Raw genomic sequence first — 17332 nt, 5'->3', positions numbered from 1 at the left:
TGGATCGATCAATAAATTATTGTTTAGGCAATGCGTCTAAACGTTTCTTGATATCTTCGTAATTTTTAGTATCATTTCTAAAAGCATAGATCGTTTTCAAGGTTTCTAATGCGCCTTGATTTTTGGCATCAACCTCAAGTGCTTTTTTGTAAAAAGGAAGAGATTTATCTAACAGCGCATTCATTTTGCCTGTTACTTCATTAAACTCTTTCACTTTTTTAGAATCGATTTTATTTCTATCGGCCTGTAATTTTAAAGCCTGACTGAAATAAATGTTGCCCAAAAGAACCTGATAGTTAGGGTTGTTAGGTTCTTTTGCAGCTAAAGCAACCAACATTTGCTCAGATTTGGCAGCATCACCCCTATCAATATAAATCTGGGTTTCAGTTTTAATCCAGTCGGTATTTTCGGGGAATTTAGCAGTTGCTTCTTTAATAACGGCCAAAGCAGCTGTTGTATCTTTTTGTTTAGCCAACGTGGTTGTGATAATCTCAGAATATAAATCTTTAGACTGTGGGGAATTTAAAGAGATTACTTTTTTGAATTGGCTAATCATGTTTGGATAATCCTCATTAAGTCTTGCCGCAATACCCGCATTTAGATACATGGCGGTATCGTTTGGATTAATTACTGTTGCTGCAACAAATTTTGCGTAAGCAGTTTTGTAATCTTTTTTATTGTAAGCAATTACACCACCATTTCTAACTGCGTTGCTAATATTGGTTTCAGCTAGATTAATATTATCTTTTTCACTCCCTTTTGTATCCAGTTTCTTGGCTTCAACAACTGCATCCTGAGCAATTTTTAGGTTTGCATCTGCATTCGCTGTACTTGTTGAATCCAGAATAGCCGCAGAAGAAGCAAATAAAGCGCGGTACGACCATGCTTCAGGCATTACTTTAGATTTTTCATCAGCAATTGCTTTGTCGGTATGGGCCAAGCCTTTTGCTAAGGCTTCAAGCTTTTTCGCCAACGGCGTAGATGCACTTGAAGAAGTTAGCTGGAATAAACCCCAGTCGTTTTTTGCCGCGGTTATTTCACTTTTCTGAGCAAATGCAGAGCTTACCGCACCTGCTAGAACTATACTTAGAAATACTCTTTTCATAATTTTTATTCTAATCTTATTTTTAGTTAATTTTCTTCTTCCGTTTCGCCTTCTTCTTCAGTATCATCTGCCTCAGGAGTAGTATCTGCTTCTACTTCTTCACCGTCAGTAACTACTACATCTGTTAAATCTACTGTTTCTTCTTCATCTTCTTCGTGATCAATTTTAGTAACTGACGCAATTTCGTCATCACCTTTTAACGAGATCAAACGAACCCCTTGTGTGGCACGGCCCATTACCCTTAATGCTGATACCGGAATTCTGATTACAATACCTGAACGGTTAATGATCATCAAATCTTCGCTATCTGTAACGTCTTTTATTGAAACTAATTGTCCCGTTTTTTCAGTAACATTAATTGTTTTTACCCCTTTACCACCACGGTTAGTTACACGGTAATCTTCAATATCGGTACGTTTACCGTATCCTTTTTCTGATACTACTAACACTGTAACTTCAGGATTGTTTACAGCAATCATGCCAACAACTTCATCCTGATCGTGTGCAAGCCTAACACCGCGTACGCCAGTAGCTGTTCTACCCATCGGACGAACCGTACTTTCGTTGAAACGGATTGCTCTACCAGAACGTAATGCCATTACAATTTCGCTTTGTCCGTTAGTTAAACAAGCTTCCAATAATACATCACCATCATTAATATTGATGGCATTAATACCATTTACACGTGGACGTGAATAGGCTTCAAGAGAAGTTTTCTTAATGGTACCTTTTTTAGTACACATAATAATGAAATTGTTCTCTAAATATTCCTGATCTTTCAGGTTTTTAACCTTAATGTAGGCTTTAATTTTTTCCTCTTTCGGGATATTGATAATATTCTGGATCGCTCTTCCTTTACTGGTTCGTGAACCTTCTGGAATTTCGTAAACCCTCAACCAGAAACACCTTCCGGCTTCGGTAAAGAACAGCATATAATTGTGGTTTGTGGCCACAAGCATGTGTTCAATAAAATCTTCGTTTCTTGAGTTACTGCCTTTAGATCCTTTTCCGCCTCTACCCTGTGCTCTAAATTCGGTTGCCGGCGTACGTTTTACGTAACCTTCGTGAGAGATGGTGATTACCACTTCTTCATCATCGATGAAATCTTCCATGCTCATGTCTTCGGCTGAGTGAACGATAGTTGTTCTACGCTCATCACCAAATTTCTGACGGATTTCTGCTAACTCATCTTTGATGATCTGCATACGCAAACCTTCATCTGCTAAGATAGATTTTAAATGCTCGATGGTTTTCATTAACTCTGCATACTCTTCTTTGATCTTATCGCGCTCTAGTCCTGTTAAACGACGAAGCGTCATATCCAAAATCGCACGTGCCTGAAGATCGCTCAGTCCGAATTTTTCCATCAAGCCTAAACGGGCATCTTCAGGGGTTTCGGAAGCACGGATTAATTTAATTACTTCATCTAAATGATCTAAAGCAATTAAATAACCTTCTAAAATGTGTGCGCGTTTTTCGGCTTCTGCCAATTCGTAACGGGTACGGCGAACAATCACATCATGGCGGTGATCCACAAAATGCACAATCAAATCTTTAAGATTTAACATTTGTGGACGGCCTTTTACCAATGCAATGTTATTTACACTGAAAGAAGTTTGTAATGCGGTATATTTATATAAGTTGTTTAAAACGATAGAAGCATTTGCATCACGTTTAATTTCATAAACGATGCGGATACCATCTTTGTTCGATTCGTCTTTAATATTCGAAATGCCTTCAAGTTTTTTCTCGCCAACCAATTCAGCAGTACGCTCAATCATCTGTGCTTTGTTAACCTGGTAAGGGATTTCGGTAACAATAATTACCTCGCGGTCTTTAATATTCTCGATTTCGGCTTTTGCACGCATTACAATACGACCACGACCTGTTTCGAAAGCTTCTTTTACCCCCGTATAACCATAAATAATACCACCGGTAGGGAAATCCGGAGCTTTTACAAACTTCATCAATTCCTCGATCGTAATATCTCTATTATCGATATAGCTTACCACACCATCAATTACTTCGGTTAAGTTGTGAGGTGCCATATTGGTGGCCATACCTACCGCAATACCAGAAGATCCGTTAACCAATAAGTTCGGGATTTTTGCAGGTAAAACGGTTGGTTCTTGTAAGGTATCATCAAAGTTTAACTGAAAATCTACAGTATCTTTATTGATATCAGCAAGCATTTCTTCGGCTATTTTCGAAAAACGTGCCTCAGTATAACGCATTGCAGCCGGAGAGTCACCATCAATGTGACCAAAGTTTCCTTGTCCATCAACCATTGGGTAACGTAAGCTCCAATCCTGAGCCATACGAACCATAGTAAAGTATACAGATGCATCACCATGTGGGTGATACTTACCTAAAACCTCCCCTACAATACGGGCAGATTTTTTATGTGGTTTATTACTGGTTACACCAAGATCGAGCATACCATATAAAACACGGCGGTGTACCGGTTTCAATCCATCACGTACATCAGGCAAAGCCCTCGATACGATTACCGACATTGAGTAATCAATGTAGGCCGATTTCATCTGCTCCTCTATATTAATTTGAATGATTTTGTCGTTCTGCTGATTTTCTAAATCTTCTGCCATAAATTATTATTCTCGCTACTTAAAACGATATTAAAAAGGGTATTACTATAACCTTGCGAATTTAACAAAATTTAGCCGAATTAAGGCATTGTGGAAAAGTTTTGACCTTTGTTATAGGTTTTTTATTCCCAATGGGATTTTAATTTATTGAGGGCCAGTTTAACGAGTTTTACAGCATTTGCAAAAAAATGGGTTGAAAGTTTTTTTGAAAATGTGAGGTTCTATTTCAGTGGCGGTCTGTAGTCCTGCTACCGCTGCAAGTCCTCGTTCGTACCTCATTGTGGGTTTTCCGCTATATCAGGTTTATATACAGAGGACAGTATTTCATATTTGGACCTAAACCTCGCAAGATTCAAAAACCTACGAGGTTTGTAGAGAACTAAAATTTACAATCTTAACTAATTCTGATACTTTTGCGTTTCAAATTACATATAATGGCAAACGGAAAGAAATCTGCAATGAGTTTTATTATGGTTACCCTCCTGATCGATTTTACGGGTTTTGGGTTGATCATTCCGGTTTTACCAAAACTTATTCAGGATTTCACTGGCGGTGGCTTTGGTTTAGCGGCAGAATATGGTGGCTGGCTCACCCTTGCATATGCATCAGTACAATTTATATTCTCTCCAATTATCGGTGCAATGAGCGATCGGTACGGACGAAGACCGGTATTATTAAGCTCTTTGTTCGGTTTAGGTATCGATTACATCTTTCTAGCTTTCGCCCCTTCTATTGTTTGGTTATTTGTAGGAAGGATTATTGCAGGAATAACAGGCGCAAGTTTTACAACCGCACAAGCATACATTGCTGATGTTTCTCCTCCAGAAAAAAGAGCGCAAAATTTCGGCCTGGTTGGTGCAGCATTTGGTGTTGGATTTATCTTAGGTCCGGTTTTAGGTGGGGCTTTCAGCCATTTTGGTACCCGGGTTCCTTTTATGATTGCTGCAGGTTTATCTTTAATTAACTGGCTTTACGGTTATTTTATACTGCCAGAATCTTTACCTGTTGAAAAACGCAGGGCTTTTGACTGGAAAAGGGCAAATCCAATCGGTTCGTTGTTAAGCATTGGCAAATACCCTGCATTATTGGGCTTAATGGCTACCTTATTCTTACTATACTTTGCCAGTCACGCTGTTCAATCCAACTGGACATTTTATACCATGGAGAAATTTAAATGGGATGCTGCATGGGTAGGCTATTCATTAGGTTTTGTGGGTTTGGTTGTGGGCCTTGTTCAAGGTGGTTTAATAAGGGTGATCCTTCCTAAAATCGGAGAAAAGAAAGCGGTTTACTTTGGTCTTATTTTATACATCATAGGCTTCATAGCTTTTGCTTTTGCAAGCAAGGGCTGGATGATGTTTGCTTTTATGCTTCCTTATGGTTTAGCCGGAATCTGCGGACCGGCCATGCAGGGCTTGATTTCGAATCAGGTACCTTCGAATGCACAAGGTGAAATGCAGGGTGTTTTAACAGGTTTACAAAGTTTAGCGGCCATATTTGCCCCTTGGGTAATGACACATATATTTGCTTATTTTATCGAAGGCAAGGCTCCGGTTTATTTTCCGGGCGCACCATTTATATTGAGTGCGGTGTTAACTTTAATCGGATTGTTTATCTGTTTAAGGAGCTTGAAGAAATACCATTAGTAAGCCTTAAACGCGGTCATCGTTGACTGAAGTAGACGCAACCCAAAAACCTACCCTGTTTGAATGAAGTCCCTGAAACAAGTTCAGGGTGACGCAACCATTGTAGTCCTTTTCTGTAGATGAACGGGAAAAAAAGCTTAAAGCAACTCATTAGCCAAATTAGCCAACTCGCTCCTCTCGCCTTTATGTAAGGTAATATGGGCATACAGCGGGTGGTTTTTAGCGTTTTCGATTAAATAAGACAGGCCATTACTTTCAGAATCTAGGTATGGCGTATCAATCTGATAAATATCGCCTGTGAAAACTATTTTGGTATGTTCGCCCGCCCTCGAAATTATCGTTTTCACTTCATGGGGTGTTAAATTCTGTGCCTCATCAATAATAAAGAAAATTTTGGTGAGGGTTCTTCCCCGGATAAAAGCCAATGGCGCAATCGCTATTTTTTCGGTTATAATCAGTTCATCAATCTTTTCCGACATTTTATCATCGCCGATAAACTGCTCTTTAATAAACCGCAGATTATCCCAAATGGGTGCCATAAAAGGATCAGTTTTCGATTTTGCATCGCCTGGTAAGAAACCGATGTCTTTATTGCTCAGGGAAACAATCGGTCGCGTTACATAAATCTGTCTAAAGTTTTTACGCTGTTCTAAAGCGCTTGCCAAAGCCAATAGCGTTTTACCTGTTCCGGCATTCCCTTGTATGCTCACCAGCTTAATTTCAGGATCTAAAAGTGCATGAATGGCAAATGCCTGTTCAATATTTTTAGGTTTGATTTTAAATATAGGATCAGTAGAAACTGCAGAAATTGTTTTTAAACTGTTGTTATAAAATACATTTGCTGTTTTTCTCTTATTCCTTAAAATATAAAAGTGATTGCCATTTTTAGGTGGCAGTTCTACTTCATTAGCATCAATAAAAAGTTGTTTTTTTATTTCATCTATAATTTCCACCGGAAAGTTGGCTATTTCGGTTTTTCCGGCGTAAAGCTCATCTACATTTTTAATTTTACCAGTTTCATAATCTTCTGCATTTAAATCCAAAGCTTTTGCTTTTAACCTCAGGCAGATGTCTTTCGATACCAGTACTACTTTCTTATCGGGATATTCTTCTTTTAAACTTAATGCTGCATTTAAAATCTTATGGTCTGTTTTACCTTTTCCATACACTTCTTCCGCATTTATAGTTAAAGGCCTTTCATTTAAAACCACCTTAAATTTTCCTGAATCAGGGCTTTTTAACGAAATCCAATCGCTGATGAGTTTTTGTTTTGAAGTTTCATCAATAAGGCGGATAAAACTTCTGGCCTCAAAATTCCGGGTATCGTTACCGCTTTTAAAATTATCGAGCTCTTCTAAAACCTGAATGGGAATAGCTACATCGTGCTCGTGGAAGTTATTTATCGCATCATGGTCGTACAAAATAACCGAGGTATCTAAAACGAATATCTTTTTTGACGGATTGGAGATTGATTTACCTTTTTTGGCCATTTGGTAAATTTAATATTTTAGGGATAATATGCGGAAGGATTCGCTATTCTTTTTTTGTTCGAAAGATCAAAATTTAAGGCAAAATAAAAACGGGGTTCTTCTTCTTTCGATTCAGTTCCCCGTTTTAACTTTAAAAACAACCGTAGTCGCATTTTAAAGCATCTAATTCTTGTTACTTTGATTTTTCCGTTATCGTTAGGTTTTGCAACTTTTGCGATTCGTGAAAATTTATTTCCAACTCCTCCGTCCGTAAACTTCCTAGTTTTCAATAATCTCTGTTTGGGCCTGTGCGATTTTCTTATGATCCAATCTTTCGATGGTTATATATATCCTTACTCGGTTTAACCCTTTCAGAAATTAATCGTTTTCCCTGTAAACACTCCGAAACAATTCCCCTTTCGGTTCTTTATCTCTTTTGGGTTGTTTTATCAGAATTCAAAGTACTTCGTATTTGATATGATCTAATTTAGTAGGAAAACACGCATTTGTCAAGAGAAAAATGAGAGTTTTTATAAACAAAGTTATCCACTTAAAATTGCTGGTTATCAACAGTTTATTGTTTTTAAAATGTCGTTTCTGAGCGCTTTTTGTGGGTTTTCGATTAGGTTATCAACATTTCTAAAATCACACTTATAAACAATTCATAATATTTTGTTAATCAAACCATTACCTATTTTCTGCTTAAAAGTTTAAAAAAAGCAAAAAACTTAATTTTAATCGCAACAAAAAACTTCGCTATTATGTTATTTTTGTATCATGCAGATTAGGCAACCCATTAGAAATATACAAGACTTTTTATTGAGTACGTATTTTGCCGACGGTCTCCGCATCACCATTGGTGTATTGCTCCCCTCTTTAATTCTTGCCCAGTTTGGCATGTTAAAGTACGGTATGACTTTATCATTAGGCGCTTTATGTGTAAGTGTGGTAGATAGTCCGGGGCCAATGGTGCACCGAAGAAATGCAATGCTGATTACTACTGCGCTCATCTTTACCTTCTCTATCATAACGGGGTTAACCAACAAGAACCATTATTTTATCGGCTTTTTATTGGCTGTATCCAGTTTTGTATTTTCGATGTTTTACATCTACGGTATTAGAGCTGCATCGGTTGGTACCGCGGTTTTACTGATTATGGTATTAAGCATTGATGATGTACGCCCATGGCAGGAAGTATTGCTACATGCAGTTATGATCCTGATAGGTAGCCTTTGGTATACTGGCTTAAGTTATTTTGTGTACCGCTTACGCCCCTTCCGTTTGGTGCAGCAATCGTTAAGCGATTCTATCCTGGAAGTTGCAGAGTTTCTACGCGAAAAAGCCAAGTTCTATCATCAAAATAACAATTACGATAAAACCTATTCAGATCTGTTGCAGCTTCAGGTTTCTGTTCATGAAAAACAGGATGCGGTAAGAGAATTGCTTTTTAGAACCCGCGAAATTGTAAGGGATTCTACTCCTGAGGGCAGATTTTTGTTATTGGTATTTGTAGATATGGTCGATCTTTTCGAGCAGGTAATGTCTACCTATTATAATTACCAGCATTTGCACGATCAGTTTGATAAAGCAGGTATATTATCAGATTATGAAATGGCCATTAAGCGGATCTCTTACGCCCTTGATGATATTGCTTTTGCCTTAAAAAGTGGTGGAATACCCGTGGTTTCAAAACGTTTATTGATTGAGATTGAAAGGTTAAAGATCAAAATCAACAACCTGGAAAAGAACAATCAAAATCAGGAATACAATACCTTAGGCATAATTGCCCTGAAAAATATTGAGGTGAACATCGAAAATATACTATCAAGGGTTAAAACTATTTTCAGCTATTTTAAAATCAGAAACAGCAAAGATATTAGACAAGCTGAGGTAGATACAGAGAAATTTATCACCAGGCAAAAATTCGATTTTAAACTGTTTACAGAGAATTTAACCTATACTTCTTCTACTTTCAGGCATTCGTTACGGGTTACTGTGGTGATGCTTTTGGGTTTTATCGTGGCGCAGATTCTCAATTTCTCACATAGCTACTGGATTCTCCTTACCATTCTGGTAATTTCGAAACCGGGATTTAGTTTAACCAAAGAACGTAATTATCAACGTTTAATCGGCACCACGATTGGGGCGTTCATTGGTATGGGTGTGATTACTTATATCCACGATCGGAATACTTTATTTGTGATCCTATTAATCTGTATGATTGGCTGTTATAGTTTCCAAAGGAAAAATTACGTAGTGAGTGTGCTCTTTATGACGCCATATATCTTAATCCTATTTGATTTTCTGGGTATGGGATCGATAGCGCTGGCCCGCGAAAGGATTTATGATACTTTTATAGGCTCTGGTATTGCGCTATTGGCCAGTTATTCTTTATTCCCGACTTGGGAGCATGAAAAACTCAAAGAGGCCATGCTCGATATTTTAAAGGCTAATAAGGCTTATTATGGACAGGTGATTAAATTGTATTTTGAGAAAAATTACAACAGAACGGAATATAAATTGGCACGGAAAGAAGTGTATGTAAGTACGGCAAATTTGGCTTCCCTGTTTCAAAGAATGTTTTCTGAACCAAAAAGCAAACAGTTGTTTATTAAAGAAGTACATCAGTTTACAGCGCTCAGCCATTTATTGTCTTCTTATGTTGCAACACTTTCGCTCTACAATAAGGAACATCAATTTATCTTCGAAAGTTTCGACTCCTTAAAGCCTATTGCCAACAATACCAATTATTTATTGGATACGTCTATTGAAAATCTGGAAAAAGGCGCCAGCACAATTGAGAATGTACCGTTAATCAGGCTAAATGATAACGGTTTAGCCATTAAAAAAGGAGAAGATTTGGTTCCCGAGCAATTCGACCTTATCCAGAAGGTGGCCTACGATATTTACAAACTATCGGTAAAAATCAAGATTTAGATCGATTTATTACGCAAGTAGTCATGCTGCATTAGTTCAGGATTTAAACTCTCAAATACCTTGTATTAAAAACAAAGGCCACTAAAAATTGTTAAGTATCCATATTAAGAAAACATTATGGAAAAGCTATATACGGCTGAAGTTACAGCTACTGGAGGACGAGACGGACACATTAAATCGAGTGATGGAATTTTAGATTTCGATTTAAGAAAGCCAAAAGAGCTTGGCGGTCAAGGAGGCGCCACAAACCCAGAAGAATTGTTTGCTGCTGCCTGGGGGCCATGCTATTTGGGAGCCTTAGGTGGTGTAGCGGAGCGAGAAGGTGTTGATATTAGTGAAGCAAATGTAAAAGTATTGGTTTCTTTTAATAAAGATGGTAATGCATTTGTTCTCTCTGCAGACCTGGATGTACATATTCCAGGGATTTCGCATGAGGAAGCACAGGCCTTGGCTGATAAAGCGCATAGGGCATGTCCGTATTCTAAAGCAACCAGAGGAAATATTGAGGTAAGGGTAACCGCAGTTTAAAGCGAAGCCGGATACCGGGATGTCAGATGTTACCATCTCACATTAAAATAGGATTCAACTTGGTGTCAGATAGAAATATATGATACCGCTATAAAAAAGTCCCGATTTTAGTCGGGACTTTTTTATTTACAGTACTTAAGAATCGAAACTTATCTTTGTGTCAGTTGGAAACAATTGACACCACGGATATCAGTTTATATTTTTTGATTAAATAGCTTCCTGTTCAATTCTTGTATTTGCTGGTCTGCCATTTTTAAAGGCGTCGCGGGTTTTTAGTCCCAGTAATTCAAACATGGCCATATCATCAACAAATGCAGGATTTGGTGTGGTTAATAATTTATCGCCTGCAAAAATAGAGCTTGCCCCTGCCATAAAGCAAAAAGCTTGTTCTAGCGTACTCATTTCGTTTCTACCGGCTGATAAACGCACCACCGAGTTTGGCATTACGATTCGTGCTGTAGCAATCATTCTTACCATATCCCAGATTGGAACACGGGGCTGATTTTCTAAAGGAGTACCTTTTACGGGCACTAAAGCATTAACGGGAACTGATTCAGGATGTTTTTCCATGTTTGATAAAGTCTGCAACATTGAAACACGGTCTTCTACCGTTTCGCCTAAACCAATAATACCACCACTACATACCGTTAATTTGGCTTTACGAACATTTTTAATGGTATTTAATCGATCATCGTAAGTTCTGGTCGAAATAATACGTTTGTAATCATCTTCAGAGGTATCGATGTTATGGTTATATGCATATAAACCAGCATCAGCTAAACGTTGTGCCTGGTTTTCGGTAAGCATACCTAAAGTACAGCAAACTTCCATATCCATATCATTCACGGCTTTCACCATTTCAATTACACGGTCAAAATCGCGGTTATCACGTACTTCGCGCCATGCGGCTCCCATACATAAACGTGATGCCCCCCCCTCTTTTGCCTTAACTGCGGCGCTAACCACTTGGCTAACCTGCATCAATGGTTGAACTTCTAATTCGGTATGGTAGCGGGCTGCCTGTGGGCAATATGAACAGTCTTCAGCACAACCTCCAGTTTTGATCGAGATTAATGAACTTACCTGAACTTCATTGTAATCTTTATTTTCTCTGTGGATGCTTGCGGCTTCGTAAACCAGATCTAAAAATGGTCTGTTATAAATTTCTTGTATTTCTTCTTTTGTCCAATCGTGTCTTGTTTTTTGCATCGGGATCAGATTTTACAGATTTAAAGTTTGTAGTCTAAGTTAAATTAACAGGCGCTCAATTTAGTTTTGCAAGTTTTAAATCTTGAAATCCTAAAATCAAGTAAATCCTGATTATAGTAAAAGTTTGCTGGCCAATCCTAAAATTAATAGGAAACCAAAAACGTCGGTAAAAGTAGTAATAATTATAGATGATGCAATGGCAGGATCGATACCTACCCGTTTTAAAATTAATGGAATACCAGCACCCGTGATGCCTGCAATTACCAGATTGCCCGTCATAGCCAGGAAGATAACCAATCCAAGCATTGGGTTTCCATCAAAAAAGTAAGCAAAAATAAATACGATTAATCCATTGGATGCACCATTTATTAAGCCTACGGTAAATTCTTTTAAAACGGTACGATAGGCCTGTTTATCAGTCAAGTCGTAAAGTGAAATACGCCTAACGGTTACGGCAAGTGCCTGGGTAGCTGCATTTCCACCCATCCCCGCAATAATGGTCATGTAGGCCGCTAAGGAAGGAATTAACTTAATGGTTGGATCAAAATAACGTACTACAGATGAAGCTAAAAATGCTGTACCGAGGTTGATAATTAACCATGGCAAACGCGATTTTACCGCTTCTACCCAGTTACCGCTCAATTCTTCATCTTCTGATACCCCCGAAATTTTCAAGATATCTTCGGTACTTTCAGCCTCCATTACATCGATCACATCATCGAATGTTACCCTACCGAGTAATTTCTGGTGATCATCTATTACTGGAATACTGGTTAAGTTATATTGTGAAATTAGGTTCGCCACTTCTTCCTGATCGGTATCGGGATGCACATAAACTGCATCTATTTTAACCAATTCGGTTATTTTGGCATTGTGTTTTGCTTTAATAATGTCTTTTAATGAAACAATACCTTTAAAAATCTCCTCATCATCCACTACATAAATGGTGTAAAACTCCTCCATTTCTTCACTCTGCCGGATGATCTCGTCGATTGCATCTTTTTTAGTGAGGTTGATGTTTACACAGATCAGCTCCGTATTCATCAAACCACCCGCGGTTTTTTCGTCGTAAGTTAAAAGGTTCCGGATTTCTGAGGCATGATCTTCGGTAAGGTCTTCTAAAATCTCTTTCTGCTCATGATCCTCCAGTTGGGAAATGATGTCGGTCGCATCATCATAATCCAGTTCTTCAACAATCTCCGTACGTTTATCGGGATGGAGCTCAAAAAGTAAATCTTCCGGATGGGATTCTTCATCCATCTCAGAAATAATCTCTGAAGCTATTTCTGCCGGAAGCAGGTTGATAATATGCCGCTGTTCGGATTTATCTAAACGCTCAAACAAAATCGCGATTTCTGAGGCATGGTACTCCTCTAAAACTACTTTTAAAGTTTCATCACCAGCTAAAATTGCATTTTTAACCTTGAGTACGTCGCTTTTATCTATTTCGAATGACTGCATCTATAACCTAACCAAAAACGCCCTAAAGCTACAAATATTAAAAATTGATTTTTACAATAAGTGACTTTTAATGTTAGTCATTTGATGTAATATTCTGATTATTTCCACTAAGCCATCCGCTCCCAGTTTATAGAATATTAGATGCGATTTAACCGCCGAACACCTATACCCCTTTAATATATGATCCATTATCTTTCCATATTCAAAATGGTTTGATATATATTCACACTCACTGAGTAATAAACCGTAGTATCTATCTGCTTGATCTTTAGACCAATTCTTAAATGTATATAACCAAATATCTTCCAGATCTGTCTGCGCAGGTTCACTGATACGGTAGGTAACCATTATAAATGCTTGCGGTGCAACTCCTGCAAATGTTTTACAGGGTCGAAATTCTTCACGAACCCACTTGCCTCTCCTATTTTTAGCGCTTCACGCAGCAATTCGATTTGCTTCTCTTCTTCCTCTAATAGCCTTAAACTTGTTCTAATTACCTCACTGGCTGAACTAAATTTCCCAGAGGCGATTTTTTCGCTGATAAAATTATCGAAGTGATCTCCTAGTAGTATTGATGTATTTCGTCCCATAACTTTATATATTTAGCTTAAATATACCAATAATTGGTATAAATACAAAACACTATTTAAACCAACCTTTGCGCCAAAAATAAATCACCTGCAAAATCGCTATTATAGCCATTACAATCCAGGTGTACAAATAACCATGTTCGGCGTATAATTCGGGCATATTGTCTTTTAGTATCTTTCCGGTTGCTGGGTCTTCCCTACTAAAGTTCATTCCGTAAATACCTGCAATAAAGGTTAGTGGAATAAATATGGAAGAAATGATGGTCAAAACCTTCATGATTTCGTTCATCCGGTTACTGATAATGGATAAATTCATATCAATATTGGCTGAAGCAATCTCTTTTAATGATTCGATAAAGTCAATGATCTGGATACAATGATCGTAGGCATCCTTCATGTAGGTTTTGGTGAGATCTGATATTAATGGACTATCGGTACGGATAATATCATTCAGTTTATCCCGCTCCGGCCAGGCTACTTTTCGGATCATGATCAATGACCTTTTAATCGCCTGTGTATCGTACATGATTCTCCTGTCAGGATGATCATATAAACGATCTTCAATTGTATCCAGTTCTTCGCCCCAAAAATTTAACAGGGAAAAATAATTATCCACTATCACGTCCATAATGGCATACATCAGGTAACTAATACCACCTATACGAATGTTTCCCTTCCCTATTTCCAAACGTTTCCTAACGGGCTCAAAACAATCGGCATAAGTTTCCTGAAAGGTAATCAATGTACGTTCTGACAGGATAAAAGAAACCTGATCATTATTTAAAATATTCTCCTCATTTAAAAACAGGTGCCTGCTAACTGCAAAAATGTACTTGTCATTATCATATTCATCCAGCTTGGGTCGCTGGTAAGAACTGGTAATATCTTCTAATACAAGCCTGCTGATACCTAATTTTGAATAAAGTGTTTCGAATATATTAGGATCTGCTAATCCTTTAATGTCAAACCAATAGCAGAAATCTTTATTTTCAATCAGTTTATCAATGTTATTGATATTCTCCAATTCCACTTTTTTATAACTTTTATCGTTATAAATATGAAGTACAATAATTGGCTTTAATGCATCTTCATCAATAGTGTATAAACCCGGGCTGGTACCTGGGGCTGGAACTTTATAGTGCTTATGGCGGTTACGCGGCTTATTTTTTCCCATAATTATAAATATAGCCGGGCTTGTGGACCCTGGTTAAACAACAAATCAACAATACTTAAGTTGGGCAAAAATTGATGTCTATCTTCAAAAACCTGATAATATGGCTTATTTTTTACAATATCGTCCTCCTTTTTAGGGTTCATAATGGTACGAAAATCCAGCTCAGGAGCAATATCATCAAAATATTCGGTAGTAACTTCGAAGCTTTTATTGAGCTTTAACTTTTTGGAGAGCCATTCTACCAATTCGAGGTTATAATCGAAAAGAAATTCAAATTTTTGATTATAGAACCGTGAAAGTTCATCTTCATAAAACTCAAAATAGGCCGAACTTCTATAGCAACTTTCTAAGCTCAACCAATGTAAACGTTGCCATTTAAAGTCATAACTAATCCGCACATCCTTCATTTGCGTGTGTGTTTTTGAACCTTTAACCACAGGAACGGTAATATCGAGTTTTCCGTTTGGAGAATAAATACTGGCCCTGTTGCGGTAAGTTTGCTTCGCTAAATGTTCATGTTTTTCGATTAAAAAATCTACCTCCAGCTTTTGTAATAAACTAAAATAGCCTACTGGTGGAAGATAAAATAATGGAAGTATAGCTGTATTCTGCATTTGAAAATTTATGTTTGTAGTTGAAACGTTTTAAAAATAATGATTAAAAGAGGGATTGCGCACGTTGGCGTATTTTTTTTATACCTGTTATCGCTGCTGCCTTTATCTTTGCTCTTTTTTTTTGCAAGATTACTATATTATCTGCTTTATTACATAATAGGCTATAGAAAAAAAGTTGTCAGGCAGAATTTAACCCACTCTTTTCCCGAAAAATCTCCGGTAGAAATTAAGGCTATTGAGAAAAAATTTTTCCTGTATTTGGCTGAACTTATTTTCGAAATTATTAAAATGAGCAGCATTTCAAAAGCTGAAACGCTAAAAAGGGTAAAGTTTACAGGACTGGAGCAGCTCGAAACCCATTTTGCGGCAGGAGAAAGTATATTGGCTTGTACAGGCCACTATGGTAACTGGGAATTGGGCACATTAGCTTTAGGGCTTAGTATTTCTGCCAAAACCATGGTGATTTTTAAACCCATCAAAAATAAAATTTTTGAAACCTGGTTTGATTGTATGCGTACAAAATATGGTAATGTTTTCATTGCCATGCGACAAACTTTACGGGGCATGGCCACCTATAAAAATGAACCTACGCTTTTGTGTTTCGCAAGCGATCAATCTCCTACAAGAGAAGAAACCAAATACTTTGTAGATTTTTTACACCAACAAACTGCTGCGCTTTTGGGTGTAGAAAAAATAGCAAAATCTACTAAAAGACCGATATACTACTTTAAAGTCAGTGTAGTAAAAAAAGGTTATTATCATGTAGAAGTTTTGCCCATGTGCCTCGATCCGGCTAACATGGATGAGTTTGCGATTACGAATCTGCACTTTAAGTTTTTAGAAAATATTATCAAAGAACAGCCTCAATATTGGCTTTGGAGCCATAAACGCTGGAAATTTAAACCCGAATAAAAAGAATGAACCCATCAGTAGCCGTTGTAATTTTAAACTGGAATGGAAAAGCATATTTACAGCAGTTTTTGCCCGGAATTTTGCTTTCTGAGTATGATAATCTGCAAATTGTTGTGGGCGATAATGCTTCCACCGATGATTCAGTTTTGTTTTTACAAGAAAACTTTCCTAGCGTTAAAATTATCCAGAACGACCAGAATTACGGTTTTGCTGGGGGCTATAACAAGGTTTTAGAACGTGTTGAGGCCGATTATTTTATCCTGCTCAATTCGGATGTAGAGGTAACCCCTAATTGGATAAAGCCGGTAATTGATTTAATGGAAAGCGATGCACAGATCGCAGCAGCACAGCCTAAAATTAAATGGCAGTTAAACAAGAAACAATTCGAGTATGCGGGTGCTGCCGGAGGTTATCTAGACATCTATTCTTTTCCTTTCTGCCGTGGCAGACTGTTTAATGTGTATGAGTTTGACAATGACCAGTACAATGATAAAACGGAAGTTTTTTGGGCCAGTGGAGCTGCTTTTTTTATTAAAAGTAAATGCTGGCAAGAAGCGGGCGGTTTAGATGCCGATCTTTTTGCTCATATGGAGGAGATAGATCTGTGCTGGCGTTTAAAGAACCTGAACTATAAAATTATGTACTGTCCGGACGCCGAAGTTTACCATGTAGGCGGTGGAACTTTGCAGACGGAGAATCCTTTTAAAACTTATCTCAATTTCAGAAACAACCTCATCATCATGCAGAAAAACCTACCTGCCAGTGATGCCGTTTTCCGAATAACAATCAGGATGTTTATTGATTTTATTGCGTGGTGGCACTTTTTGCTTACCGGAAAACCTAAATTTACAATCGCAGTTACGAAAGGCCATTGGCATTTTCTTAAATCGCTTTCAAAAACGAACAAAAAGCGGAAAACCGTTCAAAAAGCGTATAGCCAACATGCTGGAGTATATAACAATAGCGTTGTTTGGGCATTTTTTATTAAGAAAATTAAATATTTTTCGAACTTGAAGTAAATCGTGAATCGTCATTCCCAACCCGATTGGGAATCGTAATGCATAAGTTTTAAGATTCCCGT

Annotated in this window: 14 protein-coding genes; 5 read left to right on the top strand and 9 right to left on the bottom strand. The window is 37.7% G+C overall.

All coding sequences use genetic code 11. From position 1 onward, the window contains the following. Nucleotides 1-16: 16 nt before the first annotated feature. Nucleotides 17-1105: a tetratricopeptide repeat protein gene (locus AC1DNH_RS03505; RefSeq protein WP_477625171.1), complete on the bottom strand. Its 1089-nt coding sequence runs from the start codon at nucleotides 1103-1105 to the stop codon at nucleotides 17-19. Between the two features lie 26 nt (nucleotides 1106-1131). Further along, nucleotides 1132-3711 carry a DNA gyrase subunit A gene (gyrA, locus tag AC1DNH_RS03500; RefSeq protein WP_477583298.1) on the bottom strand — a complete coding sequence of 860 codons (2580 nt, stop codon included), beginning with the start codon at nucleotides 3709-3711 and terminating at the stop codon, nucleotides 1132-1134. Between the two features lie 434 nt (nucleotides 3712-4145). On the opposite strand from gyrA, the gene AC1DNH_RS03495 reads away from it, so the two are divergent. Beyond that, nucleotides 4146-5357: a TCR/Tet family MFS transporter gene (locus AC1DNH_RS03495; protein WP_230149915.1), complete on the top strand. Its 1212-nt coding sequence runs from the start codon at nucleotides 4146-4148 to the stop codon at nucleotides 5355-5357. 137 nt (nucleotides 5358-5494) lie between these two features. Here AC1DNH_RS03495 and AC1DNH_RS03490 read toward each other — a convergent pair whose 3' ends face one another. Next, the gene (locus tag AC1DNH_RS03490) at nucleotides 5495-6847 is read right to left on the bottom strand and encodes a PhoH family protein (protein ID WP_477625170.1); all 1353 of its coding nucleotides are present in this window, start codon (nucleotides 6845-6847) and stop codon (nucleotides 5495-5497) included. A 756-nt stretch (nucleotides 6848-7603) separates the two neighbouring features. Here AC1DNH_RS03490 and AC1DNH_RS03485 point away from each other — a divergent pair. Continuing rightward, nucleotides 7604-9763 carry an FUSC family protein gene (locus tag AC1DNH_RS03485; protein WP_477610343.1) on the top strand — a complete coding sequence of 720 codons (2160 nt, stop codon included), beginning with the start codon at nucleotides 7604-7606 and terminating at the stop codon, nucleotides 9761-9763. Between the two features lie 117 nt (nucleotides 9764-9880). Then, the gene (locus tag AC1DNH_RS03480; RefSeq protein WP_108198657.1) at nucleotides 9881-10291 is read left to right on the top strand and encodes an organic hydroperoxide resistance protein; all 411 of its coding nucleotides are present in this window, start codon (nucleotides 9881-9883) and stop codon (nucleotides 10289-10291) included. A gap of 207 nt (nucleotides 10292-10498) precedes the next feature. Here the strand turns inward: AC1DNH_RS03480 and bioB are convergent, their stop codons facing one another. From bioB to AC1DNH_RS03450, 6 genes are all read right to left on the bottom strand, one after another. Continuing rightward, the gene (gene bioB / locus AC1DNH_RS03475) at nucleotides 10499-11500 is read right to left on the bottom strand and encodes a biotin synthase BioB (protein WP_477583115.1); all 1002 of its coding nucleotides are present in this window, start codon (nucleotides 11498-11500) and stop codon (nucleotides 10499-10501) included. A 111-nt stretch (nucleotides 11501-11611) separates the two neighbouring features. Beyond that, a complete protein-coding gene (mgtE, locus tag AC1DNH_RS03470; RefSeq protein WP_215132336.1) occupies nucleotides 11612-12961 on the bottom strand; it encodes a magnesium transporter in 1350 nt (449 codons plus the stop codon). 51 nt (nucleotides 12962-13012) lie between these two features. Then, nucleotides 13013-13309 carry a type II toxin-antitoxin system RelE/ParE family toxin gene (locus tag AC1DNH_RS03465; protein WP_477583117.1) on the bottom strand — a complete coding sequence of 99 codons (297 nt, stop codon included), beginning with the start codon at nucleotides 13307-13309 and terminating at the stop codon, nucleotides 13013-13015. Beyond that, on the bottom strand, nucleotides 13309-13551 hold the full coding sequence (locus tag AC1DNH_RS03460; protein WP_477583118.1) for a type II toxin-antitoxin system ParD family antitoxin: 243 nt from the start codon (nucleotides 13549-13551) through the stop codon (nucleotides 13309-13311). Before AC1DNH_RS03460 ends, AC1DNH_RS03465 begins: the two co-directional genes overlap by 1 nt. A gap of 52 nt (nucleotides 13552-13603) precedes the next feature. After that, nucleotides 13604-14725 carry a magnesium/cobalt transporter CorA gene (corA, locus tag AC1DNH_RS03455; protein WP_477583119.1) on the bottom strand — a complete coding sequence of 374 codons (1122 nt, stop codon included), beginning with the start codon at nucleotides 14723-14725 and terminating at the stop codon, nucleotides 13604-13606. A 2-nt stretch (nucleotides 14726-14727) separates the two neighbouring features. Next, nucleotides 14728-15339 carry a WbqC family protein gene (locus AC1DNH_RS03450; RefSeq protein WP_477583121.1) on the bottom strand — a complete coding sequence of 204 codons (612 nt, stop codon included), beginning with the start codon at nucleotides 15337-15339 and terminating at the stop codon, nucleotides 14728-14730. A 39-nt stretch (nucleotides 15340-15378) separates the two neighbouring features. On the opposite strand from AC1DNH_RS03450, the gene AC1DNH_RS03445 reads away from it, so the two are divergent. Beyond that, nucleotides 15379-16251, top strand: coding sequence for a lysophospholipid acyltransferase family protein (locus tag AC1DNH_RS03445; RefSeq protein WP_477609796.1), 873 nt, complete (start codon nucleotides 15379-15381; stop codon nucleotides 16249-16251). 5 nt (nucleotides 16252-16256) lie between these two features. Then, nucleotides 16257-17270: a glycosyltransferase family 2 protein gene (locus tag AC1DNH_RS03440; RefSeq protein ID WP_477583123.1), complete on the top strand. Its 1014-nt coding sequence runs from the start codon at nucleotides 16257-16259 to the stop codon at nucleotides 17268-17270. Nucleotides 17271-17332 lie beyond the last annotated feature (62 nt).

The sequence above is a fragment of the Pedobacter sp. 01N310 genome, from assembly GCF_056399805.1.
This window is presented reverse-complemented; position numbering and strand designations above follow the sequence as displayed.